We start from the raw sequence: 20,979 nt of genomic DNA, 5'->3' as shown, positions 1-20,979 counted from the left end.
GGCGGTCAGCCTGGCACCTGCCCGATCACCCCACCACGGGGGAGCACGAAACCCTGGGTGTCGATCAGGGGACGCATCAGGTCCCCGTGGGTGTCCAGCCGTGCGGGGAGGTCGTCGAGGGTGAACACCAGGTCGGCGGGCTCGCGACAGCCCTCGACCTCGGCCCAGGTGAGCGGGGTCGCCACCGTGGGGCGCTCGCGCCCGCGCAGCGAGTAGGAGGCGATCGTGGTCTTGGCGGTGGCGTTCTGGCTCCAGTCGACGAAGATCTTCCCGCGGCGACGCGCGCGGGTCATCACTGCGATCACCTCCCGCCGGTGCTCCAGCGCCAGCCGCTCGGCCACCTCACGGGCGAACCCGCTGGTCCGTTCCGGGTCGGTGACCCGCACCGGCAGGTAGAGCTGCATCCCCTTCCCGCCCGACGTCGACGGGTACACCGGCAGACCGTGATCGTCGAGCAGGTCCCGCAGCCACAGCGCCACCCGGGCGCAGTCCACGATCGTCGTGCCCTCGCCCGGGTCCAGGTCGAACACCACCCGGTCCGGCGGCCGACGCCCGTCGCGCGGGCCGAGCCGCCACTGCGGCACGTGCAGTTCCAGCGCCGCGAGGTTCGCCGCCCAGGCCAGCCCCTCGGCGTCGGAGAGCACCGCGAAGTCGGCGGACTCCGACCGGCCGCCGGGCGTCCCCACGCGGGCGGTGCGCAGCCAGTCCGGGGCGTGCCGGGCCACGTTCTTCTCGAAGAACGACTGCCCCTCCACCCCGTCCGGCCAGCGCTTCAGCGTTGCCGGCCGGGCCTCGATGTGCGGCACCATCACCTCGGCGACGGCCAGGTAGTGCCCCAGCACGTCGGCCTTGGTCGTGCCGGTGGCGGGGTAGAGCACCTTGTCCGGGTTGGACAGCGCCGCCCGCCCGTACCCCGCGCGCTGTGCAGACCCGCGCTGTGCAGACCCGCGCCGGGCCGCCTTCCGGCTCGCGCCGTCCACCAGGACCTCCCGCCAGTCGTCGCCCGCGCCCTCGGGGTACCCGGAACCGGCCCGGACGGCGACCACCCCGGGCAGCCCCTGGTCCCGCACCGCGTCGAGCAGCCGGGCACCCGCGTTCGGGTACGACGGCACCGCGCGCCGGTGCGGCCCGTCCAGCGGCAGCTCCTCCAGCAGTGCCCTCCGCTGCTCGACCGGCAGGGCCCGGACGTCGCGGCCACCGGTGTGCAGCACGTCGGCGACCCACAGCTCGCCCCGGTCGGTCAGCTCGGCGTCGAGCAGGTGCCCACCGGCGCCCAGCGCGGGCCCCAGGCCCCGCAGCGCGCCCGGCGGGTCGAACGCCTCCCCGGGGCGGCCCTCGGCGTCCACCGGGCGCAGGGTGAGCCGGCCGCCGTCGGACCGCACCAGCACCCGCCGGCCACCGAAGACCGGGCGGACCGTCCAATCGTCCCCGGTGGGCAGGCGGTCGGCGGACCGGGGGACGGCCAGGACGACGTCGTGGGGGAGCGGGTCGCCGCCGGCGCCCATGCCGTCGGGCTGGTCCCGGGTGCGACGCAGCAGCCAGCCGTCCTTCCGGCCGCCGGAACTCCGGTGCAGCAGCACGAACCGGCCGCGGACCCGCTCGCCGTGCAGGACGAACGCGATCTCGCGGTCGTCCCACTTCTCGGTGTCGTAGCGACCGTGGTCCCAGATCGCCATCCTGCCGCCGCCGTACTCGCCGCGCGGGATCTCCCCGGAGAACTCCAGGTACTCCAGGGGGTGGTCCTCGGTGCGCACCGCCATCCGGACGGTCTCGGAGTCCTCCGGCAGCCCCTTGGGCACCGCCCACGACGCCAGGACACCGTCACGTTCGAGCCGCAGGTCCCAGTGCAGCGCCGTCGCGTGGTGCTCCTGGACGACGAACCGGTTGCCCACGGCGCCCGGCGGGCCGGCGTCGTGCTCGGGCACCGGCTCCGGCGTGCGCCGCGGGTCGCGCCGGCGGCGGTACTCGTCCAGGGGCACGACGGCAGCGTAGTGACCGGCACCGACACCGGCCGGGTTCTTGTTATGACAGTTCCGGTGACGGCGGGACGGCTCGACGTGCGGGGAGTGGCGGTCGAAGATATGTTCGACCCATGACCAACGACCACAGCACCGACGCCGTCGACCCCGGTGCGGCCGAGAAGGACCCCGCCGACTGGACGACCGGCGACGAGCCGATGACCGGCCCGCAGCGGTCGTACCTGGAGACGCTGCTGCAGCAGGCCGGGCAGGACGCCCCGGACGACCTCGACGGGCTCACCAAGGCCGAGGCGTCGAAGCGGATCGACGAGCTGCAGGACGTCACCGGCCGCGGGAACTGACACCGTCCGCTCAGGGCGCGACGAGCTCCACCTCGAAGCCCTCGGCGTTCTCCAGGAACAGCGCGGTGTGGTCCGGGCCGCCGGCGTGCGGGTAGGTCTCGCCGAACAGCTCGGACCACCCGTGCGCTGCGCAGTCCGCCCGCAGCGCGTCGAGCCGGGCACGACCGGGCACGGTCAGGGCCAGATGGTTCAGGCCCGGCCGCATGCGGTCGTGCACGCCGTGGACGGCGGGCGACTGCTCCAGGACGACGTACACGCCCGACGGATGGGTCCAGATCCGTCCGTGGTCCCAGTCGTCGCCACGCAGGGTCCAGCCGAGCCCGGTGAGGAGCCAGTGGAACGACGGCGCCGTCCCGGCGAGGTCTCGGGTCCAGAGTTCGAGATGATGGATGGCGGCAGTCACCGGGACATCTTAGTGCTGAGCCGATAATGCACGTTATGACAGTTCGAGTGCTGCGAGGAGGGGCTGCGGATCCACCCCGGCGCCCCGTCGCCCGATCTGCTAGGACTGCCATGGCACCGGCGAGCGCGCCCAGTTCAGGCAGGCGTTCGTGGGTGGCGTCGGCACGGCCGCCCTGGTGTCCAGCCGGTGCCCGGCGTGCCATGGGACCGGGAAGGCGGGCGCGTGATGCTCTCGGAGTGGTGGATCGTCGCCGCGGCAGTGGTCGGCGTCGTTGCCGTGCTGTCGATCGGCGAGTTGATCATTCGCAGGCGGCGACAGGCGCGGGTGGCGGGTCTCCAGGCGAGGGTCGACCGCCTTCGCGAGGAGCTGGCCGAGGCCGTGGAGAAGGTCGAGGACGACGCGCAGCAGCAGACGCCCGACGCCCGGAAAGCGATGGGCGGCGAGTAGAACGAAGCGGCCCCCGCCCGGGAAGGCGGATTCAAGAGGTCGCTGCAACACCGCTGGCGGGTCAGGCGGACAGCAGTTGACGCAGACGCTCGGCTGGAGTTTCCAGCCGAGCGTTGTGCGTGGGGCGCCCTCCTTCTCGAGCACGCACCGTATCTAGTCAGTTCTGATGAGTTACATCGGACGAAGCAATCTTCTCACCCGTACGGGCGACATACGTGACAGTGAGGGCGGCCCCAGGCCCTCCGGTCACGCCTCCACCAGGTGATGCGTGGCCCCGCGCCCCTGGAAAGGCACCACATTCCGTGATCCTGCACGACCCGACCGAGCGCCTCATCCCCCATGCTCCCGAGACCGGGGTGACCTGCGCCGAGGTCATCCCGCACGTTCTCCCCGAGCAGCGTGTTGCGGAACTCGACCCGCCGACTGCGCGGCTCGACCTCCCCACGATCCAGCTCACGTCGCGTCGCCCGAAGGCGCCCGTGCAGCCCGACGAGGTCGTCGTCGCCCCACGCCGCGGGCTCGTGCTGACCCTGTTCCTCGTCATCCTCGCGGCCGCCGCCGCGTGGCTCTGGTGGCGCGGTGTCCCGTCGTGGTCCTACTACGGCGCCGCCGTCGGTGTGCTGCTCGGCGGCAAGCTGGTGCTGTCGCTGCTGCGCCCGCCACGCTGGACGCCGGCGCCCGACACCACCCGGGTCTGCGTGGTCGTCCCGATCTACAACGAGGACCCCGCCATCGTCGCGCGGTCGCTCGCATCGATCGAGGCCCAGACCCACCAGCCGACCTACGTCCGGATCATCGACGACGGCTCCCCCGACCGGTCCGCCTACGACTACGCCGTCGAGTGGGCGTCGACCCGCCCGTGGGCGAAGGTGATCTACCAGGAGAACGCGGGGAAGCGCGAGGCGATGGGCCGTGCGTTCCGCGAGCTCGTCGACGACGTCGACGTGTTCGTGTGCGTGGACTCCGACACCGTGCTGGAGCCGTCCGCGATCCGCGAGGGACTGGCCCCGTTCTCCGACCCGCGCACCGCCGCGGTCACCGGCACCGTGGTCGCCCTCAACCAGGACAAGGGCCTGCTCCCGCAGCTCCTGGACCTGCGGTACGTCAACGCCTTCCTGTACGAGCGGGCCGCCTACTCCCGCCTCGGGTCGGTGCTGTGCGTGTGCGGCAGCCTGGCGTTCTGGCGGGCCGACATCGTGAAGCAGCGCACCGACGAGTTCCTCGGGCAGCAGTTCCTCGGCGAGACCTGCTCCTACGGCGACGATCGGCACCTCACCAACTTGTCCCTGCTGCACGGCCGGGTCGTCATCGCGCACCGCGCCGTCGCCCGCACCGCCGTCCCCGAGAAGGGCGGCCACCTCATCCGGCAGCAGGTCCGGTGGGGCCGCAGCTTCTTCCGCGAGAGCCTGTTCGCGCTGACGAACCTGCGCCCGAAGCGGGCCGCGTGGTGGCTGACGCTGCTGGAGACCGTGTCCTGGGTGGGGTTCACCGCGGGCCTGGTGCTCGCGCTGTTCATCCTCCCGGCGATGACCGGTGAGGCCCACTGGATCGACTACCTCGTGTGGGTCGTCCTCGCCGGGTACGCCCGCTCGGTGCACATGTTCTCGGTGCGGCGCGCCGGCCGCCCCTGGTGGGTGCAGACCGGGGTGTTCCTCATGGCCCCGCTCTACGGGATGATCCACGTCCTCGCGCTGCTCCCCCTGCGGCTCTGGTCGCTGGCCACACTGCGCTCCACCTCGTGGGGCACCCGCGCCAAGGGCGTCGGGGTCGCCGCCGCCACGAGCTGGCGGGGGCACGCCTGCCCCGCATGACCTCCGAGGGCCTGCCATCCCGCGTCGTCGACCGCGAGCACCGCCGATGGATGCTGACGTTCGAGCGGCTCGGCGGGCCCCTCGTCTGCAAGGACGCCTCGAACGTCCGGGCATCCCGGCATCTCGCCCCCCCGCTCCCCCGGCCCCGATACCCCCGCGCCCCACCCGGCGTCCTAGGTTGGACACGTGAAGGTCCTGCTGCTGGAAAACATCCACCCCGGCGCCGCCGAGGCGTTCCGACGCGACGGCTTCGAGGTCGAGACCCGACCCGGGTCGCTCAGCGGCGACGAACTGCGCGAGGCGCTCGACGGTGTGCAGCTGCTCGGCATCCGCTCCAACACCACGATCACCGCCGAGGTGCTCGACGCCGCGAAGGATCTGCTCGCCGTCGGCTGCTTCTGCATCGGCACCAACCAGGTCGACCTCACCGCGGCCGCCGAGCGCGGCATCGCGGTGTTCAACGCGCCGTACTCCAACACGCGCAGCGTCGTCGAGCTGGTCATCGGCGAGATCGTCGTCCTGGCGCGACGGTTGACCGAGAAGACCCAGCGGATGCACGAGGGCGTCTGGGACAAGTCGGCCAAGGGCGCCCACGAGATCCGCGGCCGCACCCTGGGCATCGTCGGGTACGGCAACATCGGCACCCAGCTGTCCAACATGGCCGAGGCCATCGGCCTGCAGGTCGTGTTCTACGACACCGCCGACCGGCTCGCCCACGGCAACGCCCGGCGGATGCCGAGCCTGGACGCCCTGCTGGCCGAGTCCGACGTCGTCTCCATCCACGTCGACGGCCGCCCCGGCAACGCAGGTCTGTTCGGCGCCGAGCAGTTCGCCCGGATGAAGCCCCGCTCGATGTTCATCAACGCCTCGCGCGGCATGGTCATCGACGAGCTGGCGCTGCGGGAGAACATCCTGTCCGGGCACATCGCCGGAGCCGCCGTCGACGTGTTCCCGGTCGAGCCCAAGGCCCAGGGTGACCAGTTCGACTCGCCGCTGCGCGGCCTGGACAACGTGATCCTGACCCCGCACATCGGCGGATCCACCCAGGAGGCGCAGGAGGGCATCGGGGCGTTCGTCTCGCGCAAGCTGCTCGACTTCGTGCAGCTGGGCGCCACTCCCCTGTCGGTCAACCTGCCCAATGTCAGCGCCCCGAACCCGCCCGGGGTGTTCCGGACCGCCTACCTGCACACGAGCACCCCTGGCGTGCTCGCCGACATCAACCGGCTGCTGGCCGACGCCGGCGTCAACGTCGTCGGGCAGGCGTTGTCCACCGGCGGCGACCTCGGCTACGTGCTGACCGACACCGACCAGGTCCTGCCCGAGGACGTGCTGTCGGCGCTCCGCCGGGCCGCGCAGACCGTCTGGCTGCGCTCCTTCCGGCTCTGAGACTCACGCACAGGCGTTCGCGCCGTACTCCTCGACGTCGGAGGGGTGCATCGGACCGTGCACCCCGTGGAAGACGACGAACTCGACGCCGGTCGGGCGGTGGAACAACCCGCCCGTCCGGCGTCGGTACACCAGCGGAGCGCAGCGGTACCCGAACACGGCCCGTGCCCAGCCTTCGGCCTCGCCGCGCGCCAGCGGCTCCGACCCGGTGACGGCGAGCTCCCAGATCCCCACACCGGTCGCCGGGGAGCTCGTGTCCGGCGCGGTCGAGGCCACCAGCGTCAGCTCGCCAGCCCCCCGCATCGCCGGGACGACGGTCCGCACGCGGTGCCAGTCGGGCACCGGCTGCGGGTAGGGGTAGGCCAGCAGTCCCGCGCGCAGCGCGGTGACCGGTCCCCCGTGTCGTTCGTGGATCAGCTGTGCCAGATCCACCGAACGCTTGCGGCGCAGGTCGGCGTTGACCAGACGCGCTTCGACCGTCATTCCCGTGGCCCTCATTCCCGTCCCCGCGCCCCGGGACGGACCTCCGGCGCTGAGGCGGCGCGGTGGGGCCCGACGCCCGGGTGGGAGGACCCTCGAACGGTCCGGCGTCGGCGCCGTGTTCTACGACTCGTAGAGCATTCTAGATCACATCTCGCAGCCGGGCGAGAGCGGGATCACATGACGGCCCGATCACACCTCGCGCCGGTAGTGCGCGCTCAACGGATCGACCGGGTAGTCGGCGAACGGCGGGCAGCGGACGAAGCCGGAACGCTCGTAGAGCCGCCGGGCCGGGGTCCAGTACTCCCCCGAGCCCGTCTCCAGGTACACCGCCCGGTGTCCGCGTTCACGCGCCGCGTCGAGCAGCCGGGTCAGCACCGCGGCGCCCACACCGCGACCGCGGGCGTGCTCGGCCGTCCGCATGGACTTGATCTCCGCGGCCGGGTGCTCGGGCACCGCCCCGGCTGCCAACGTGCTCAGCGCGCCGCAGCCGAGCAGGGAGCCGTCGTCGTCGCGGGCGACCCACAGGGTCACCCCGGGCCCGCGGAGCCCGTCGAGGTCCAGGGCTTGTGTGCTCTCCGGCAGCCCCTGGGCGTGCATGTCGGCGACGTGCCCGGCGAGGAACCCCTGGACCTCCGCCCCGGACAGGTCGTCGGTGTCGATCTCCATGTGTACCGTCCCTGTCCTTCCCCGGCCGACCCTGCTCAAGAATTGCTCAAATACCGCGCCGACCCATTCGGCACGCTCCTATCGTCGGTGCATCGCACTTTCACCGGCGGCGGGCGGCCGCGTACCGACCGGCGAGGAGAACATCGTGAGCGCAGTCGTCGCAGTAGTGCTGGTCATTGTCCTGATCGCCCTCGCCGTCCTGATCGGGAGGCTCCGCGACGTGCGCCCGACCAGGCCGAGCGTGATCCGGTCACGCGAGGTCCGGCGTTCCGCCCGACCGGGCGCCCACGGTTCCTGAAGCCTCGTCGTTATGCTTCCGGCGACCCCGGGTGAATCCGGGACGGCGAACCGGGAGGAACTGCAGTGGCGAAGGTCGAGACGATCCGGCTGGTCGACGACATCACCGGCGGCGACGCCGCCGAGACCGTCGATTTCGGGCTCGACGGTCGCCGGTTCGAGATCGACCTGACCGCGGACAACGCCGCGGCGCTGCGGGAGGCGCTCGCCCCGTTCCTCGGGGTCGCGCGCGCCGCGGGGTCCCCGCGCACCGGACGCAATGCGGGAGTGCCCGCGCAGTCCGCCCGACGCAGCGGTGCGAGCGGCTCGGACACCGCAACCCGCGAGCACAACCGCGCGGTGCGCGCCTGGGCCCGGGAGAACGGCTGGACGCTGTCCGAGCGGGGCCGCATCCCGTCCGAGGTCGTCGAGGCCCACCGGCGGGCCCAGGACGGCGGCGCGGCGAGCACCGCCACGCCGGCGCCCGCTGCCGAGGCCGTCCCGGAGGCGACCCCCGAGGCCGAGACCCGGGCCGAGGCGCCCGCGAAGCGCAGGAAGCCCTCCGCGCCACCCGCGGTCGAGTTCAGCGGCTGATCCCGCTCCCCCGGGCCCCCGACGGCCCGGGGCCCCGTCACCGGCTCGGCGACGGGATGCCCGGCGGCGGCGCCGGCAGCGGACCGGAGCTGTAGAGCCCGGAGCGGTCGACGTCGCGACGTTCCAGGGTCGGCGCGACCGCGTTCGGCCGGTACGGCTGGATTGCCTGCACCTTCCCCCAGTCCCGGCCGGGGTCACCCTCGAGGTAGGTGGGAAGCTCCGTCTGCTTGCCGATCACGGTGATCCAGCCCAGCGGGCCGCCGGCCTGCGGGGACGACCAGCCCTCGCCGTCGCCGCGCATCTGGCTGCCGTCGGCCTGCAACCGGTAGGCCGGGACCTCGGCGATCCCGCCGGAGGTCCGGAACGGGCGCAGGCAGGGGCTGGCCAGCGACACCGGGTACTCCAGGAACATCGGCTGGTTGCCCACGACCTGCGGCAGCGGCGCCAGCTGCGGCGCGCGCAGCGGTGCGACCGCCAGCCACCCGTCCGCCCCGAGCGAGTTGTCCTGCACGACCATCCGGACCTCGGTCGCCGCGCGGGCGGTCTCGGGCAGGTCGAACCGCAGCTCGCGCCACGGCATCTCCTCCACCCGCCCGTCGTCGAGGGTGGTCTGCTCGACCACGCGGACCCGCCCGTCGGACAGCCGCGTCGCGTACTGGATGGTCAGCCGGTTCCCGTTGCCCAGGCGCCCGGCCGCGGTCACGACCAACGGCGTGCTGCCGGCGCGCTGTTCGGCGGTGAGCAGCACCCAGGGGGTGCGCAGGGTGCCGGTGTTGCGGTCGCCGTGGGGCAGGTAGCTGCCGTACGCCGGCGCCGCGTCGCTGCCCAGGCCGCCGGACAGCACGTACTCGAACCCGGACGCCCCCGTCCCGCCGCCGGTCGGCGGGATGCCGTTGCGGACGAAGCCGCTGCCCCCGCTGTTCGGGTCGAGCAGCTGGGCGTCGGGGCTGTTCGCCGGGACGACACCCGGCGGCAGCGGCGCCGGGGTCGCGGTCGGCTCCCCCGGCGGGGGCGGCGGGGCGACGGTCGGCAGCAGCCCGGGGCGGGCCGGTGCGGCCATCCCGGTCGGTTCCGGGGCGGGGGTCAGCACACCGTCGACGGGCCGGCGCTCGGCGAACACCTGGCTGGCGAGCCCGCAGGACCCGCCGAACGGGTGCGACAGCGCGTCGGCGCCCATCGTCCAGGTGCCGGAGCGGTCCTGGATCGCCGAGACCATCGACCACACGTTGAACGTGACGAGCAGCCCGCACAGCACCGCCAGCGGCGCGGAGGTGAGCCGCAGCCGCCGGGTCGCTCGCAGCGCCGAGGACGCGTCGCGGCGCCAGTCCCGGGCCCGGACCCAGCGGCCCACCAGCGGGATCCGGCCCAGCGTCCGTTCGACGCCGGCGAGCTGGTCGGGGTGGCGCTGCTCGCGAATGCCGCGCAGGTGCTCGACCCCGGCGCCCGCGGCCAGCAGGAGCGCGACGAGCAGCAGGATCGTGGAGAGCTCGTAGCCGGCGACCGTGACCTGCTCACCGGCCCACGGCACGCCCCAGTTGTTGGTGTACCACCACAGGTTCGGCCCGGCCGCGGACAGCGCCGCCACCAGGAACACCGCGGACAGGAACGCGAGCCGGTTGCGCAGCGAGCGCAGGACGTCCGAGCCGGTGGCGATCGCGGCCAGCGCCACCATGCCGGAGCCCAGGCCGACGAGGTCGCCGAAGTGGTGGGTCCACTTCGTCGGGGTCAACGCGAAGATCAGCAGCGCGATCACGGTGCTGCCGATGAGGCGCTGGGCGGGCCCGAGCGCGGCGCCCGGGATGCGGTCGCGCCGGATCAGCACGACCACGCAGGCCAGCAGACACAGGATGACCAGCAGGATCGGGAACCGGCGGGCGATGGAGCCGTCCGCGAGCCCCTCGAACAACGGCGCGTAGCGCTGGGCGATCTCGGTGTACCAGGGCCAGTCCGGCCCGATGTCGGACCGCAGCCGGGTGGAGTCGATCACCGCTGCCCAGCTCTGGTCGGCCCAGGCGATCATCAGGATGGCGGTGCCCGAGGCCAGCAGCGGCGCCAGCACCGGTACCGCGCCGACGGTCCGGATCCGGGCCGCGAGCAGGTGCCACAGCGGGCGCACACCGGCGATGAACGGCGCGATCGCGATCAGCCCTGCCGGATTCGCCCCGACCGCCATCGAGGCCGCGAACAGGCCGAGCGCGATCGGGAGCAGCCGCTGCAGCGCCAGCGCCCGCTCCACGCAGACCAGCGCCAGCAGCGAGCACACGACGACGACCGGCTCGGGACGCAGCCCGGAGTTGTAGGCCATCCAGAACGCCAGGAACACCATCCCCGCGGCCCAGGTGGCGGCGCGGGAGCGGCGGGCCTGACGGCCCAGGCGCGGCAGCAGGCCGCGGGAGACCAGCCACCAGGCCATGATCCCCATCAGCACCGAGGGCAGCCGCAACCAGAGCAGCGAGTCCGAGACCCGCACCCACAGCGCGTAGAGGTCGTAGAACCAGCCGAACGGCGCCTCCGCGGCGTCGTACCAGCGGTAGTAGTTGCCGACGTAGCCCGAGGTCGGGACGTCGCGCACGATGCCGAGGGTGAACCCGTCGTCGGAGGTCTGGCCCCCGATCGCGGCCCACCCGACCAGCACGACGGTGACGATCAGGTCGATCGGTCGCGGCCGGGCGCGGGACCACCAGCGACGCAGCCGCGGCGGCCACCGGCCGGCGAGACCGCCGATGGCGTCGCGGCCCGCCCGGTGCGGGCTGCGCCCCAGGTGCCGGTCGACCCCGGCCAGCGCGAGCAGCGAGCCCAGCAACGCCACCGCGGCGACCGCGGTGGCGGCGGTCTTCCACACCGAGGGGCTGGTGTCGAAGCGGGTGTCCGGGGTGATCCGGACCGCGGTGCCCGAGGTCGGGTCGAGCTCGGTGTCCAGGTCGGAGTAGATCCCCACGACCTGCGGCCGCAGGTCCCCCTCGAACGTCTGCGCCCCGGCACCCAGGTCGATCGTCGTCGACGTGCCCTCGGAGGTGATCCGGACCTCCGACGGGCCGGCCCGCAGCGGCGCCGTGGCGAGCTGCTGGCCGCGGTCGACCAGCGCGAGCTGGCCGTCGGCGACGGTCAGGACCATCCCGGAGCGTGCGCCCTCCGGCGACTCCGGCGGGACGGTGGACAGCACCGTGGCGGTGCCGTCGGTGCGGTCGTCGAGGCTGCGGATCGTGTCGGCGGGGACGACCACCGACATCGTCTCCGGGCGCAGCGCGACCAGCGGCGAGTTGACGTCGGCGGTGCCGGTGGCGGCCGACGGCCAGACGATCGTGGTCGTGTGCTGCACCACGGGCAGGAAGGGCACCGCGACGGCGAGCACGAACGCCAGGAGGCCGAGCCGGCCCGCCCAGCGCAGGCGTCGACGGTCGCGGAGCGTGTCGACCGGAGCCGGCGCGGCGACCGTCGCTTCGGAGGTGAGCACCGAACGACGGTAGCGGCCTCGCTCCGCGTGATCCGGGGAGCCCCCAGGGGTGATCAGCCCACCGGGACGTGGTGCCGGTCGCGGAACCGACGGCCCTGCAGCCACCACCCCAGCACCCGCGTGATCCAGGGCAGCATCACGTACACCATGATCGGGGTCAGGACGATCGTCGTCACCGCCAGCCGCGGCACGACGGGCCAGTCCGCGAGCAGCGCGCCGAGCGTCACCGTGGCGAGCAGGTTCATCGGGAAGAAGACGAGCCAGATCGTCGTCGCCTGCTTCCAGCGCGGCGGGGTGATCTGGGGCGGGCCCGCGGTCTCCACCGCGGCGGGCTGGTCGAACCAGCCCTCGATGCCGGTGCGGCGCTCGGCCCGGGTCATCTCGGCCAGGCCCTGGGCGGAACCGAGCCACCAGCGACGCTCCGGGCTGGCCTCCCATCGCCCGAGTGACTCCGGGGAATCGAAGCGGGCCAGCATGTGCCACTCGTCGGAGCCGTCGCGGCTGCGGACCCAGCCGCCGCCGAGGAAGCCGGGGAACCCTTCGGCCATGAGCAGGCCGGCGCGGATCCAGGCCGTCATCTCCGCGGCGTGCCCGGGGTCGGCGCGACGGGTGAACGAAACCGTGACGGGGTCGCCGCCGGCCGGTGCGGGAGCGGACGCGGCGGCGGGGGTGGTGCCGTCGGCCCGGTCGTGGGTGTCGGTGGACATGCCGGCCATGGTGACCGCTCCCCCGGCGGACGCCCAGTCCGGCCGCACGACATCACTCCGGGACACTCTCCGGGCAGCCCGATCCCCGCAGGCCGCTCCCCCGTCGTTCCGTGCCGTGTCGTCCTGTGTCGTTCCGTGTCGAGAGGTCCCACCGTGCCCACACCCGTCCTGCGCCGGGCCACGGCCCGTGACGTCCCCGCCGTCGTCGCGCTGCTGGCCGACGACCCGCTCGGCGCCACCCGGGAGACCCCGGACGACCTGGCTCCCTACCTCGCCGCGTTCGCCGAGGTCGACGGCGACCCCCGGCACCTGCTCCTGGTCGCCGACGACGAGGACACGGTGGTCGGGACCCTGCAGCTCACGCTGCTCCCGGGGCTGGCCCGCCGGGGTGCGATGCGGGCCCGGATCGAGGCCGTCCGGGTGGCCGCGTCCCGGCGCGGCGACGGCCTCGGGGCGACCATGGTCCGGTACGCCGTCGACGAGGCCCGCCGTCGTGGCGCGGTGCTCGTCCAGCTCACCTCCGACCGGTCCCGCACCGACGCCCACCGGTTCTACGAGCGGCTCGGGTTCACCCGGACCCACGACGGGTTCAGCCTCTCCCTGACCTGATCGCTGCTCCCCCGGCGAGCGGCCGGCTCGGTGGTCGAGGCCGGTTCTGTGTCGTCGTTTCGCTGACGACGAGAACGCGTCAATGAACCATTGACTACAGAGGAGGAGTCCTGGTTCGGTGGACCGAGCCGTAGCCGACAACCGGGACTCGGTCACGTCACGGGACGACAACCGACGTCTGGACGGGTCGGCTCCCCCTCGCGCCCGGCGGACGTTGTGGCGTACCGGTCTGTCGCACGGCGCATCCCGCCGGCAGCGAGGGATGAGAGAGCGCCGCGGGGGCTGCGGCAACGACAGTGCTCCTACGACCCGGCGGCGGCCCGGGGCCCGTACAGCGCCGTTCAGGGCGTCCTGAACAGCTCCTGGACCGTCCGGCACCCCACGGCGGCACTCGGCCACCGGGCGCGCCGCTACGGGCCTCCGGTGCCGGCGGGCCGGCCCCCGCTCCCCCGCCGACCGGCTCGGGCCCACCCGGCCCCATCACGGGCTCGGTCTCTCCTGGCCTGAGTACCGGCTCCCTGTCCTGGGCGTCTTCCTGCCAGGTCTGTGGTCGTTGTGTGGATGACAATCAGATGGTGTCAACGGTACATTGACATAGAGAGGCAGAGGCCGAGATCCCGCCACCGAGCGGGCGGTGACCGGCTCCGGCTGTGGTCGAGGATCGCGCCGGCTCCTCCGCGGCGGAGGTGCTACGACGATCCGGGACCGCCGTCCTCGGCCGGCCCGGGGGACGTCCGCGGCGGTGCCGCCATCGCCGCACGCAGCTCGGCGGTGGCCTCGGCCATGAGCTCGGCGAGTGTGGCGTTCTCCTCGGCCAGCCAGCGGGAAACGGCTCGCCGGTGGATCGCCAGGACCACATCGACGAGGAAGCGCGCCGTGCCGGGGTCGACACCCCGGCGTTCGAGAGCCGGGGCCAGTGCCTCGGCGATGTCGGCGAGCTTGATCAGATCGCGCTCGGCCAGCGCCGGGTTGGCCGCGATCACCCTCCCGCGGCGCCGGAGGTACCCGCGCGGGCGGAGGAGCCCCTCGGCGCTCCCCAGTGCGCACAGGAGCACGTCGATCGGCGCCAGACCGGGGTCGGCCGCCTCCACCTGCTCGACGAGGTGCGCCTCGATCTCCCCGCCGGCGAAGAGGACCTCCCGCTTGTCGGGGAAGTAGCGGTAGAACGAGCGCTCCTTGAGGCCTGCCGCGTCCGCGATCTGCGCGACCGAGGTGCGGTCGAACCCGTGGGTCTCAAACAGGTCCAGAGCCGCGCGTTCGAGCCGGCCCTGTGCGTCGGATTCCCAGCGCGGCATACCCGCCAGGATACGACGACAGACACTGTCGTCGCCTGCTACCGTTGGTGACAACAGGTGCTGTCATCACTGAGAGGGCCGTCATGCGAGCTCTGCAGTTCCACAGGTTCGGCTCCCCGGACGTGATCGTGCTCGCGGAGGTCGCCCGGCCCGAGCCGGGCCCCGGTCAGATTCGGATCTCCGTGCAGGCCTGCGGGCTGACACCGGCCGACTGGCACCTGGCGGACGGTCTGCTCGCCGACGTCCTCCCCGTTCTGCCCCGTGGCCTCGGCCTGGAGGTGGCGGGCACCGTCGACGCGCTCGGCCCGGGAGTCCACGACGTCCGCATCGGAGACCGTGTGTTCGGCCCGGCCTGCTTCGACGGTCCGACGGCCGGCGCCGCCGAGTACGCGCTCATGCCGGCCTGGGCACCCGTTCCCGAGGGGGTCACCGCCGAGCAGGCCGCCGCGCTGCCGGTGGCCGCCGAGACCGCGTGGCGTGCGCTCGACGACCTCGGTGCCCGGCCGGGCGAGCTGCTGCTCGTCCACGGCGCGGGCACCACCGTGGGCGAGACGGCCGTGCGCCTCGCACGGCACCGGGGTCTGCGAGTGATCGCCACGGCCGGGCCGACCCGGACTGCCGCCCTGGAACAGGTCGGTGCCCGGGTCACGCCCTACGGGGAGGGAATGGTCGCGCGCGTCCGCCGGCTGGCCCGGGGGCCGGTGGACCGCGCGCTGGACGCCACGCCGACCGGGGGGCGGATAGACCGCGCCGACCGGCCCAGCCCGGCAGGCGGCTCGCTGCCGGCCCTGATCGAGCTGACCGGGGTCGCCGATCGCGTCCTCACCGTGTCGGACTTCGCCGCCGCATCCGAGCTCGGCGTCCGGACCAGCACAGCGATGCGCTACGACCGGATGGACGGGATCGCCCGGCTCGCGGGCGAGGGCGTCCTGGCCGTGCCGGTCGCCGGCACCTACACCTTCGACCGTGTCCAGGACGCAGCCTCGCTCAGCCTGTCCCGCCGTACCGGCGGCAAGCTCGTGCTCGTCCCGTGATCGCCCCGTCCACGCGCTAGGTCGCGACCACCCCGGCCGGCTCGGGCGCTCCGCCCGTGTCCTTCGGCGGGGCGACTCCCCCGCCCGACGCCGTGCACGGAGCCGTACGGGGCACCTCAGGGCGATACAGAGCGTCCCCGGCGGCGCCCGCCGGGGACCCGGGTCTGGTGACCCCGGGTGTGGCCTCGCCGTGCCGGCGCCGGTCGTACCCGCCCCCTCCCCTGTCGTCCGGCCCGGACCGTGTCCCGGCAACCCGCCGACCGTGCGGCCGGGCGTGACCGCGGTTCCCTCCACCACCACGACGGCCGGCCCCGATCCGACGGGGCGGCCGTGTTGCCGTGGCCGTCGGTTCCCCGGCGACACGCCGGGGTCGCCCAACGGTTGACCTCAGGTACGCGTCAATGAACCATTGACTTCATGAGGTACGAGGAAGCGCAGCGCTGGCTGGAACGGGCCGATCCGTCGATCGCGAAACGCCGGGAGTCGATCACCCAGCAGCTGGACGGGATGAAGGAGCGCGCCGCCGACGGCGTCCTCACCCACGACGGGGCCGCCGCCTGGTACGCCCTGGTGCAGGAGATGCGCCGGCTGGCCGACTACTACGAGCGCGACCTGATCCGCACCCTGCGGGCCGGGGGCATGACGTGGAAGGAGGTCGCCGACGCCGTGCAGGCCCAGCTGTCGAGCCGCCAGGCGGCCCAGGCGAAGTGGAAGCGCCTGGTGGATCCGACCCGGCGGACCACCAACGGCAACATGCGCCGCGGCGGACGACCCCGCCAGGACCAGGTGCCCCGGCAGGACACGGCCACAGAGCCGGACGGGCGTGCCGACCCGGATCGGACGGAGTAGCCGCGCCTCCCCCGGACGGCCCTGTCGGGTGACGGTCAGCAACCTCCCCTCGGCGTGGTCGTTGATCCGGTGACGACGGCACCCGAGGAGGCGGCTCGTGACTGGACAGGGCATCGATCGGCGCCGGTGGGCGGCGGTCGTCTCGATCGCGGTGGCGGTCTGCACGGTCGGCCTCGCGCTGGTGCCCCCGGCCCAGGCGGCGCCACAGCCCGCATCGGTCGCCTCGCTGACCGACCTGCTCGACCCGCCCCCGCCCGGGTCGAACGACTGGAACTGCCGGCCGTCGGCGGCGCACCCGAACCCGGTCGTGCTCGCGCACGGCCTACTGGCCAACCAGGGCAACAACTGGAGCTACATGGCCCCCCGGTTGGCGGAGCGCGGCTACTGCGTGTTCTCGCTGACCTATGGCCGCAACCCCCTCGCACCGCCGCCGCTGACCCAGGTCGGAGGCCTGGCGCCGATGGAGGACAGCGCCGCCGAGCTCGCCGCGTTCGTCGACCGGGTCCGCAGCGCCACCGGAGCGGCGAAGGTCGACATCGTCGGGCACTCCGAGGGCTCGCTGATGCCGAACTACTACGTCCGGTTCCTCGGCGGTGCCGACAAGGTCGAGCGCTACGTCGGCATGACCCCGCTGTGGGACGGCACGACCGTCGCAGGCCTGGACTTCCTCAACCGCACCGGCCAGCAGCTGGGCCTCGGCCCGGCCGTCGGCCTCGTCCTGGACCCGCTGTGCGTGTCCTGCCGGCAGTTCCTGCGCGGCTCGGACTTCCTAGAGCGGATGAACTCCGACGGCGGGCCGCGCGCCGACGGCGTCGACTACACCATGATCCTCACCCGCTACGACGAGCTGGTCGTCCCCTACACCTCGGGCCTGATGGACGGGGCACACAACATCGTCCTGCAGGACGGGTGCCCGACCGACCTCGCCGAGCACGGCGCCGTCGCGTTCGACCCGGTCGCTCTCCAGCACGTGTTCAACGCACTGGATCCGGAGCACCCGCGCCCGGTGCAGTGCCTTCCGGTGGGCCCGGACGCCCCCACCGCACGCTGACCTGCCAGGCTGTCGCCGTGGTGGCGGTGACGACGGAGACCGAGCTCGTCGCGGCGGCTCGTGCCGGTGGCGAGGTGGACGCGCCGCGCCTGGACGAGGCCGACCTGCGCGAGACCGACCTCGCCGGGCTGGTCCTGCGGGGCGGCTCGCTCGCGGGCGCCGACCTGCGCGGTGTGCGGCTGGACCGGGCACGGATCTCCGGCACCTCGTTGGCGGGCGCCGACCTGCGCGAGGCCGACCTGACCGACGCCGTGCTGAGCGGGGTGGACCTGTCCGGGGCCCGGCTGGCCGGGGCGACCCTCGGCGACACCCGGTTCACCGGCTGCCGGATGATCGGCACGGTCCTGCGCGGTCTGCGGGGGCTGACGGCCTCGTTCGTGCTGGACGACTGCTCGCTCCAGCTGGCGGACGTGCGCGACGTCGCGATGCGCGGGCTGCGGGTCGCCGACTGCGACCTCTCCGAGGCCGACCTGTCGGGCGCCGACCTGCGCGACGTCCGGTTCGAGCGGTGCCGGCTGCGCGGCACGGTGCTGCGTTCGACCCGCCTCGACGGTGCCGACCTACGGGGCTGCGACCTCGGCGAGGTCACCCCGGACACCCCCCGCGAGCTGCGCGGGGCGATCGTCTCCCCCACCCAGGCGAGCGCGATCTGCGCGGCACTGGGGCTGACGGTGCTCGAGGCGTAGATCCGGGTCAGCCGACGGAACGGTCGACGCCGCCGCGGCGCATCGCGTCGTCGATCTGCCCGGCGATCCACGGGTCGTCGTCGCACTCCGGCCCGGCGGCGGTGAGCGCGCCGAGCCGGACGACGTCCGCTGCACGGCAGAGCGGTGAGCTGCCGACGCCGTCGGCGGTGTAGTCGGCGGTGTGGTCGTCGAGGAGCACGGGACGCGACGAGTCCGCGAGCCGGTCCTGGCGGGCCGCCTCGTCACGGTGGTAGGCGGCCAGCTCGGCGTCCCCGGCGGCGCGGGCCGCCTCGGCCCGGGCCCGTGCCTGGTCACGGAGCTCGGCGGCCACGGTGCTGACCCGGGCCGAGGTCTGTGCGTCGGCCGCGCGGGTGGCGGCGTCGCGGGCACCGCCGACGGCGTCCAGCACGATCTCGCCGCGTCCGGGGACCGCGACCGGCTCGGCCGCATCGGTGGCTCCGCCGTTCGCGCCGTTCGTGACGGCGGCGGTGGCGGCGGTGGGAGTGGGGGTGACGTTCCGGGCCGGGTCCGTGCCGTCGGCGCCGGCGAGGGCGGCGGCCAGGCCGGCGCCGCCGACCAGCGGGACCGTGCCGAACAGGGCCAGGCGGCCGGGCGTGGTGCGTGGACGTCGATGCCGTCCGCTCATCGTGATCGCCTCCTGCCCTGTCGGTAGCCGGAGCCGGAGGGGCTCAAACCTCCCTCGCCCCGTCGGGTGCCAGCGGGGCCGGGTGTCAGCGGGGCACAGTCACGAACCGGACGACACGGCTCACGACGCCTCGGTGCGCGGGGCACCCCCGGTCGGTGCCGGGGCCGAGGTAGCGGTCGGCGCGGGGGCCGCGCCCCCGGGCTCGTCGGGCCCGGTGCTGCTCGGCGGGGCCGGGGCGGTGCTCGGGGCGGGCGGGGTCGTGGGGGCCTCGGTCGGCGGCACGGCAGCGCGGCGGCGTGCGTCGGCCTGCTCCCGGGCCCGCTGCTCCTCCGCACGCCGCTCCTCGTCCCGGCGCTCCTGCGCGGCGACCTCGGCAGCGTGGCGCTCCTGCGCGGCGATCTCCGCGGCCCGGCGCTCGTCGGCGAGCCGCCGCTCCTCGGCGATGCGGGCCGTCGCCGCCCGTACCGCCCCGTCGGCGACGGCGGCCGCGCGCGTCTCGCGGGCCGCGACCGGCACCGTGGTGGGCGTCCCGGTGGGCACCCTGGAGGGCTCCGTGGTGGACGTGACCCCGGTGCCGGAGCCGTACCAGCGCGACGGCATCGGGAGCGACGAGGCGTCGTCGGCGGTCGGGCCGGCGGCGAAGGTCGGCACCGGGACGTGGTCGTCGACCCGCTGGTCCGCGGGGGCGACCCCGCCGAGCACCCCGGTACCGAGGAGTCCGGCGACGGTGACCGCGGCGACCAGCACCACCGGGACGACCCCGGCCAGGGTGACGCGGAGCCGACGGCGGCCCCGCGCCGGCCGGTCCCGGTCCTCGACCGGTCGTGGCACCTCGCGCGGGTGGGTGGGAGTCGTCGCGCCCCGGGAGCGGGCCGCGGCGTGCGGCCACGCCGCGGGCCCGACCGCGGCCGGGCCCGTCGGGTCAGCCGAGCCGGGGTGCCGGTGCCGGCCGGTCACGGGGTGGAGCCGCTCGCCGTGCGCATGGGGTGATGGTGACCGGCGGACGGAGGAACGGCCATGCACCGAACGGGTGCGTCGCGGGCGCGTGGCATCCCGGTGGGGTGGTCTTCGCGCCACCCGGACGGACCGGTCGGACTCAGCCGCCGAGCAGCGACAGGGCGGGGCCGGGCACCCGGACGTCGACGGGCGGGGTCTCGGAGATCCGCAGGCGCAGCCGGAGCAGTGCCCCGTCCGCGGCGCCGGCGCCCGGGTCGGCCGGCGTGACCGCGCCCGGGGAGCCGCCGGAGGAACCGCCGCCGGCCGGGTCGTCGCCGTTCAGGTCGTCGCCGCCCGGATCGTCACCGCGCGGGGTGGGCGTGACGGTCTGCGGCTGCGGGGGTGTCGGCACGGTCGGGGCGGAGAACCCGGTGTCGCGGCCCCGTCCGGAGAGGTCGCCGGGTGCGGTGTCGTCGACCGGAGCGGTGTCGTCGACCGGAGCGGTGTCGTCGACCGGAGCCGGGTCGTCCGGTCTGGTGTCGCCGGGTCTGGTGTCGCCGGGACGTGTGGTGTCGTCGAGCGGGGAGGTGACGTCGGAGGGCGTCGTGCCGGCCGGCGGGACGTCCCGGCCGGGGTTCGGCGTGGTCCCCGCGCCGGGCTCGACGGCGAGCGGACCGGGCGCGGTGCGGTCACCGGCCGCGCCACCGGTCGCGCCGCCGGTCGCGCCGCCTGGGGCCGCCGGGCCGGGACCGGCTGTGCCACCGGTCGTGGAGCGCGGCTCGACGGCGCGCTGTGCACCGCCCCCGCCGGACCAGGTCGGACCGGCCCCACCGGCGGACGTGGTCGACGGTCCGGGCCCCCCGGACCAGCCCTGCTCCCCGGACCACCCCGGCTGCGGGGACGCCCCGGGCACGGCGGCGGGTTGTGCGGCGGCAGGGTGTGCGGCGGCCGCGGCGTCGGCGGCCGCCCGTGCCGGTGCCTGCGCGAGTGGAGCCGGGTCGGCCATCCGTGCCGGTGCGCCCCCGTCGGCCATCGCGGGACCGGCGGCGAGCGGCGCGGCCGGGCCGGGATCGGTCTGCTCCGCCTGACCCGCGACCGGCTGCTCGGTCGACGTCACGGTGACGACGACCGCCGCGGCGAGAGCGACCGCGCCGACCGCGGAGACCGTCACGGCCAGGACTCGCCTGACCAGCCCGGCGCCCGCCGTCCTCCGGTGCCTGCCGCTCATCGCTCGGTCCTCTCCCACGTCCGGTACCGCCCCGCGTCACCGAGCGTCGAGTCTGGACCAGACGGAGTCGCAGGGCCAGCCCGAACGGGTGAGCAGTC

The 20,979-nt window shown here is 74.4% G+C and carries 21 protein-coding genes; 11 read left to right on the top strand and 10 right to left on the bottom strand.

Annotated elements, in window-relative coordinates; genetic code table 11:
- Positions 1-5: 5 nt before the first annotated feature.
- On the bottom strand, positions 6-1,979 hold the full coding sequence (gene ligD, locus Ae717Ps2_RS40340; protein ID WP_198932176.1) for a non-homologous end-joining DNA ligase: 1,974 nt from the start codon (positions 1,977-1,979) through the stop codon (positions 6-8).
- A gap of 113 nt (positions 1,980-2,092) precedes the next feature.
- Here ligD and Ae717Ps2_RS12990 point away from each other — a divergent pair, with 113 nt between their 5' ends.
- Complete coding sequence (locus tag Ae717Ps2_RS12990; RefSeq protein ID WP_075306343.1) at positions 2,093-2,320, top strand: DUF3072 domain-containing protein; 228 nt, start codon at positions 2,093-2,095, stop codon at positions 2,318-2,320.
- Positions 2,321-2,330: 10 nt separating this feature from the next.
- Here the strand turns inward: Ae717Ps2_RS12990 and Ae717Ps2_RS12985 are convergent, their stop codons facing one another.
- Positions 2,331-2,723 (bottom strand): VOC family protein, encoded by a 393-nt coding sequence (locus tag Ae717Ps2_RS12985; RefSeq protein WP_075306344.1) that lies wholly within the window; start codon positions 2,721-2,723, stop codon positions 2,331-2,333.
- A gap of 222 nt (positions 2,724-2,945) precedes the next feature.
- Between Ae717Ps2_RS12985 and Ae717Ps2_RS12980 the strand changes: the two genes are divergently transcribed.
- From Ae717Ps2_RS12980 to serA, 3 genes are all read left to right on the top strand, one after another.
- Positions 2,946-3,170, top strand: a complete 225-nt coding sequence (locus tag Ae717Ps2_RS12980; RefSeq protein ID WP_075306346.1) for a hypothetical protein — start codon at positions 2,946-2,948, stop codon at positions 3,168-3,170.
- Between the two features lie 302 nt (positions 3,171-3,472).
- A complete protein-coding gene (locus tag Ae717Ps2_RS12975; protein WP_075333437.1) occupies positions 3,473-4,981 on the top strand; it encodes a glycosyltransferase in 1,509 nt (502 codons plus the stop codon).
- Positions 4,982-5,167: 186 nt separating this feature from the next.
- Positions 5,168-6,367 (top strand): phosphoglycerate dehydrogenase, encoded by a 1,200-nt coding sequence (gene serA, locus Ae717Ps2_RS12970; RefSeq protein ID WP_075306350.1) that lies wholly within the window; start codon positions 5,168-5,170, stop codon positions 6,365-6,367.
- Between the two features lie 3 nt (positions 6,368-6,370).
- Here serA and Ae717Ps2_RS12965 read toward each other — a convergent pair whose 3' ends face one another.
- Together Ae717Ps2_RS12965 and Ae717Ps2_RS12960 are read right to left on the bottom strand one after the other, a co-directional pair.
- Positions 6,371-6,850 carry a hypothetical protein gene (locus tag Ae717Ps2_RS12965; protein ID WP_075306352.1) on the bottom strand — a complete coding sequence of 160 codons (480 nt, stop codon included), beginning with the start codon at positions 6,848-6,850 and terminating at the stop codon, positions 6,371-6,373.
- 189 nt (positions 6,851-7,039) lie between these two features.
- Positions 7,040-7,516, bottom strand: coding sequence for a GNAT family N-acetyltransferase (locus Ae717Ps2_RS12960; RefSeq protein ID WP_075306353.1), 477 nt, complete (start codon positions 7,514-7,516; stop codon positions 7,040-7,042).
- 145 nt (positions 7,517-7,661) lie between these two features.
- Between Ae717Ps2_RS12960 and Ae717Ps2_RS37330 the strand changes: the two genes are divergently transcribed.
- Both Ae717Ps2_RS37330 and Ae717Ps2_RS12955 read left to right on the top strand, forming a co-directional pair.
- Positions 7,662-7,814 (top strand): hypothetical protein, encoded by a 153-nt coding sequence (locus Ae717Ps2_RS37330; RefSeq protein ID WP_158071494.1) that lies wholly within the window; start codon positions 7,662-7,664, stop codon positions 7,812-7,814.
- Positions 7,815-7,879: 65 nt separating this feature from the next.
- Positions 7,880-8,386 (top strand): Lsr2 family protein, encoded by a 507-nt coding sequence (locus Ae717Ps2_RS12955; RefSeq protein ID WP_075333436.1) that lies wholly within the window; start codon positions 7,880-7,882, stop codon positions 8,384-8,386.
- A 37-nt stretch (positions 8,387-8,423) separates the two neighbouring features.
- Here Ae717Ps2_RS12955 and Ae717Ps2_RS12950 read toward each other — a convergent pair whose 3' ends face one another.
- Positions 8,424-11,840 carry an arabinosyltransferase domain-containing protein gene (locus Ae717Ps2_RS12950; protein WP_075333435.1) on the bottom strand — a complete coding sequence of 1,139 codons (3,417 nt, stop codon included), beginning with the start codon at positions 11,838-11,840 and terminating at the stop codon, positions 8,424-8,426.
- Between the two features lie 53 nt (positions 11,841-11,893).
- Positions 11,894-12,547, bottom strand: coding sequence for an antibiotic biosynthesis monooxygenase (locus tag Ae717Ps2_RS12945; RefSeq protein ID WP_075311789.1), 654 nt, complete (start codon positions 12,545-12,547; stop codon positions 11,894-11,896).
- A 153-nt stretch (positions 12,548-12,700) separates the two neighbouring features.
- Between Ae717Ps2_RS12945 and Ae717Ps2_RS12940 the strand changes: the two genes are divergently transcribed.
- Positions 12,701-13,156, top strand: a complete 456-nt coding sequence (locus Ae717Ps2_RS12940; RefSeq protein ID WP_075306359.1) for a GNAT family N-acetyltransferase — start codon at positions 12,701-12,703, stop codon at positions 13,154-13,156.
- A 689-nt stretch (positions 13,157-13,845) separates the two neighbouring features.
- Here the strand turns inward: Ae717Ps2_RS12940 and Ae717Ps2_RS12935 are convergent.
- Complete coding sequence (locus Ae717Ps2_RS12935; RefSeq protein WP_075306361.1) at positions 13,846-14,451, bottom strand: TetR family transcriptional regulator; 606 nt, start codon at positions 14,449-14,451, stop codon at positions 13,846-13,848.
- Between the two features lie 83 nt (positions 14,452-14,534).
- Here Ae717Ps2_RS12935 and Ae717Ps2_RS12930 point away from each other — a divergent pair, with 83 nt between their 5' ends.
- The 4 genes from Ae717Ps2_RS12930 to Ae717Ps2_RS12915 all read left to right on the top strand — a co-directional run bounded on the left by Ae717Ps2_RS12930 (position 14,535) and on the right by Ae717Ps2_RS12915 (position 18,071).
- A complete protein-coding gene (locus tag Ae717Ps2_RS12930; RefSeq protein ID WP_075306363.1) occupies positions 14,535-15,485 on the top strand; it encodes an NADP-dependent oxidoreductase in 951 nt (316 codons plus the stop codon).
- A gap of 417 nt (positions 15,486-15,902) precedes the next feature.
- Positions 15,903-16,334: a hypothetical protein gene (locus Ae717Ps2_RS12925; protein WP_020627410.1), complete on the top strand. Its 432-nt coding sequence runs from the start codon at positions 15,903-15,905 to the stop codon at positions 16,332-16,334.
- A 97-nt stretch (positions 16,335-16,431) separates the two neighbouring features.
- A complete protein-coding gene (locus tag Ae717Ps2_RS12920; protein ID WP_233147541.1) occupies positions 16,432-17,385 on the top strand; it encodes a triacylglycerol lipase in 954 nt (317 codons plus the stop codon).
- A gap of 26 nt (positions 17,386-17,411) precedes the next feature.
- The gene (locus tag Ae717Ps2_RS12915) at positions 17,412-18,071 is read left to right on the top strand and encodes a pentapeptide repeat-containing protein (protein ID WP_158071493.1); all 660 of its coding nucleotides are present in this window, start codon (positions 17,412-17,414) and stop codon (positions 18,069-18,071) included.
- Positions 18,072-18,078: 7 nt separating this feature from the next.
- Here Ae717Ps2_RS12915 and Ae717Ps2_RS12910 read toward each other — a convergent pair whose 3' ends face one another.
- The 3 genes from Ae717Ps2_RS12910 to Ae717Ps2_RS12900 form a co-directional block, all read right to left on the bottom strand.
- Complete coding sequence (locus Ae717Ps2_RS12910; RefSeq protein WP_075306365.1) at positions 18,079-18,717, bottom strand: hypothetical protein; 639 nt, start codon at positions 18,715-18,717, stop codon at positions 18,079-18,081.
- A gap of 120 nt (positions 18,718-18,837) precedes the next feature.
- A complete protein-coding gene (locus Ae717Ps2_RS12905; RefSeq protein WP_075306366.1) occupies positions 18,838-19,674 on the bottom strand; it encodes a hypothetical protein in 837 nt (278 codons plus the stop codon).
- A gap of 139 nt (positions 19,675-19,813) precedes the next feature.
- A complete protein-coding gene (locus tag Ae717Ps2_RS12900; protein WP_143510384.1) occupies positions 19,814-20,881 on the bottom strand; it encodes a hypothetical protein in 1,068 nt (355 codons plus the stop codon).
- Positions 20,882-20,979: the final 98 nt, after the last annotated feature.

The sequence above is a fragment of the Pseudonocardia sp. Ae717_Ps2 genome (assembly GCF_001932475.1).
Classification (GTDB): Bacteria; Actinomycetota; Actinomycetes; order Mycobacteriales; family Pseudonocardiaceae; genus Pseudonocardia.
This window is presented reverse-complemented; position numbering and strand designations above follow the sequence as displayed.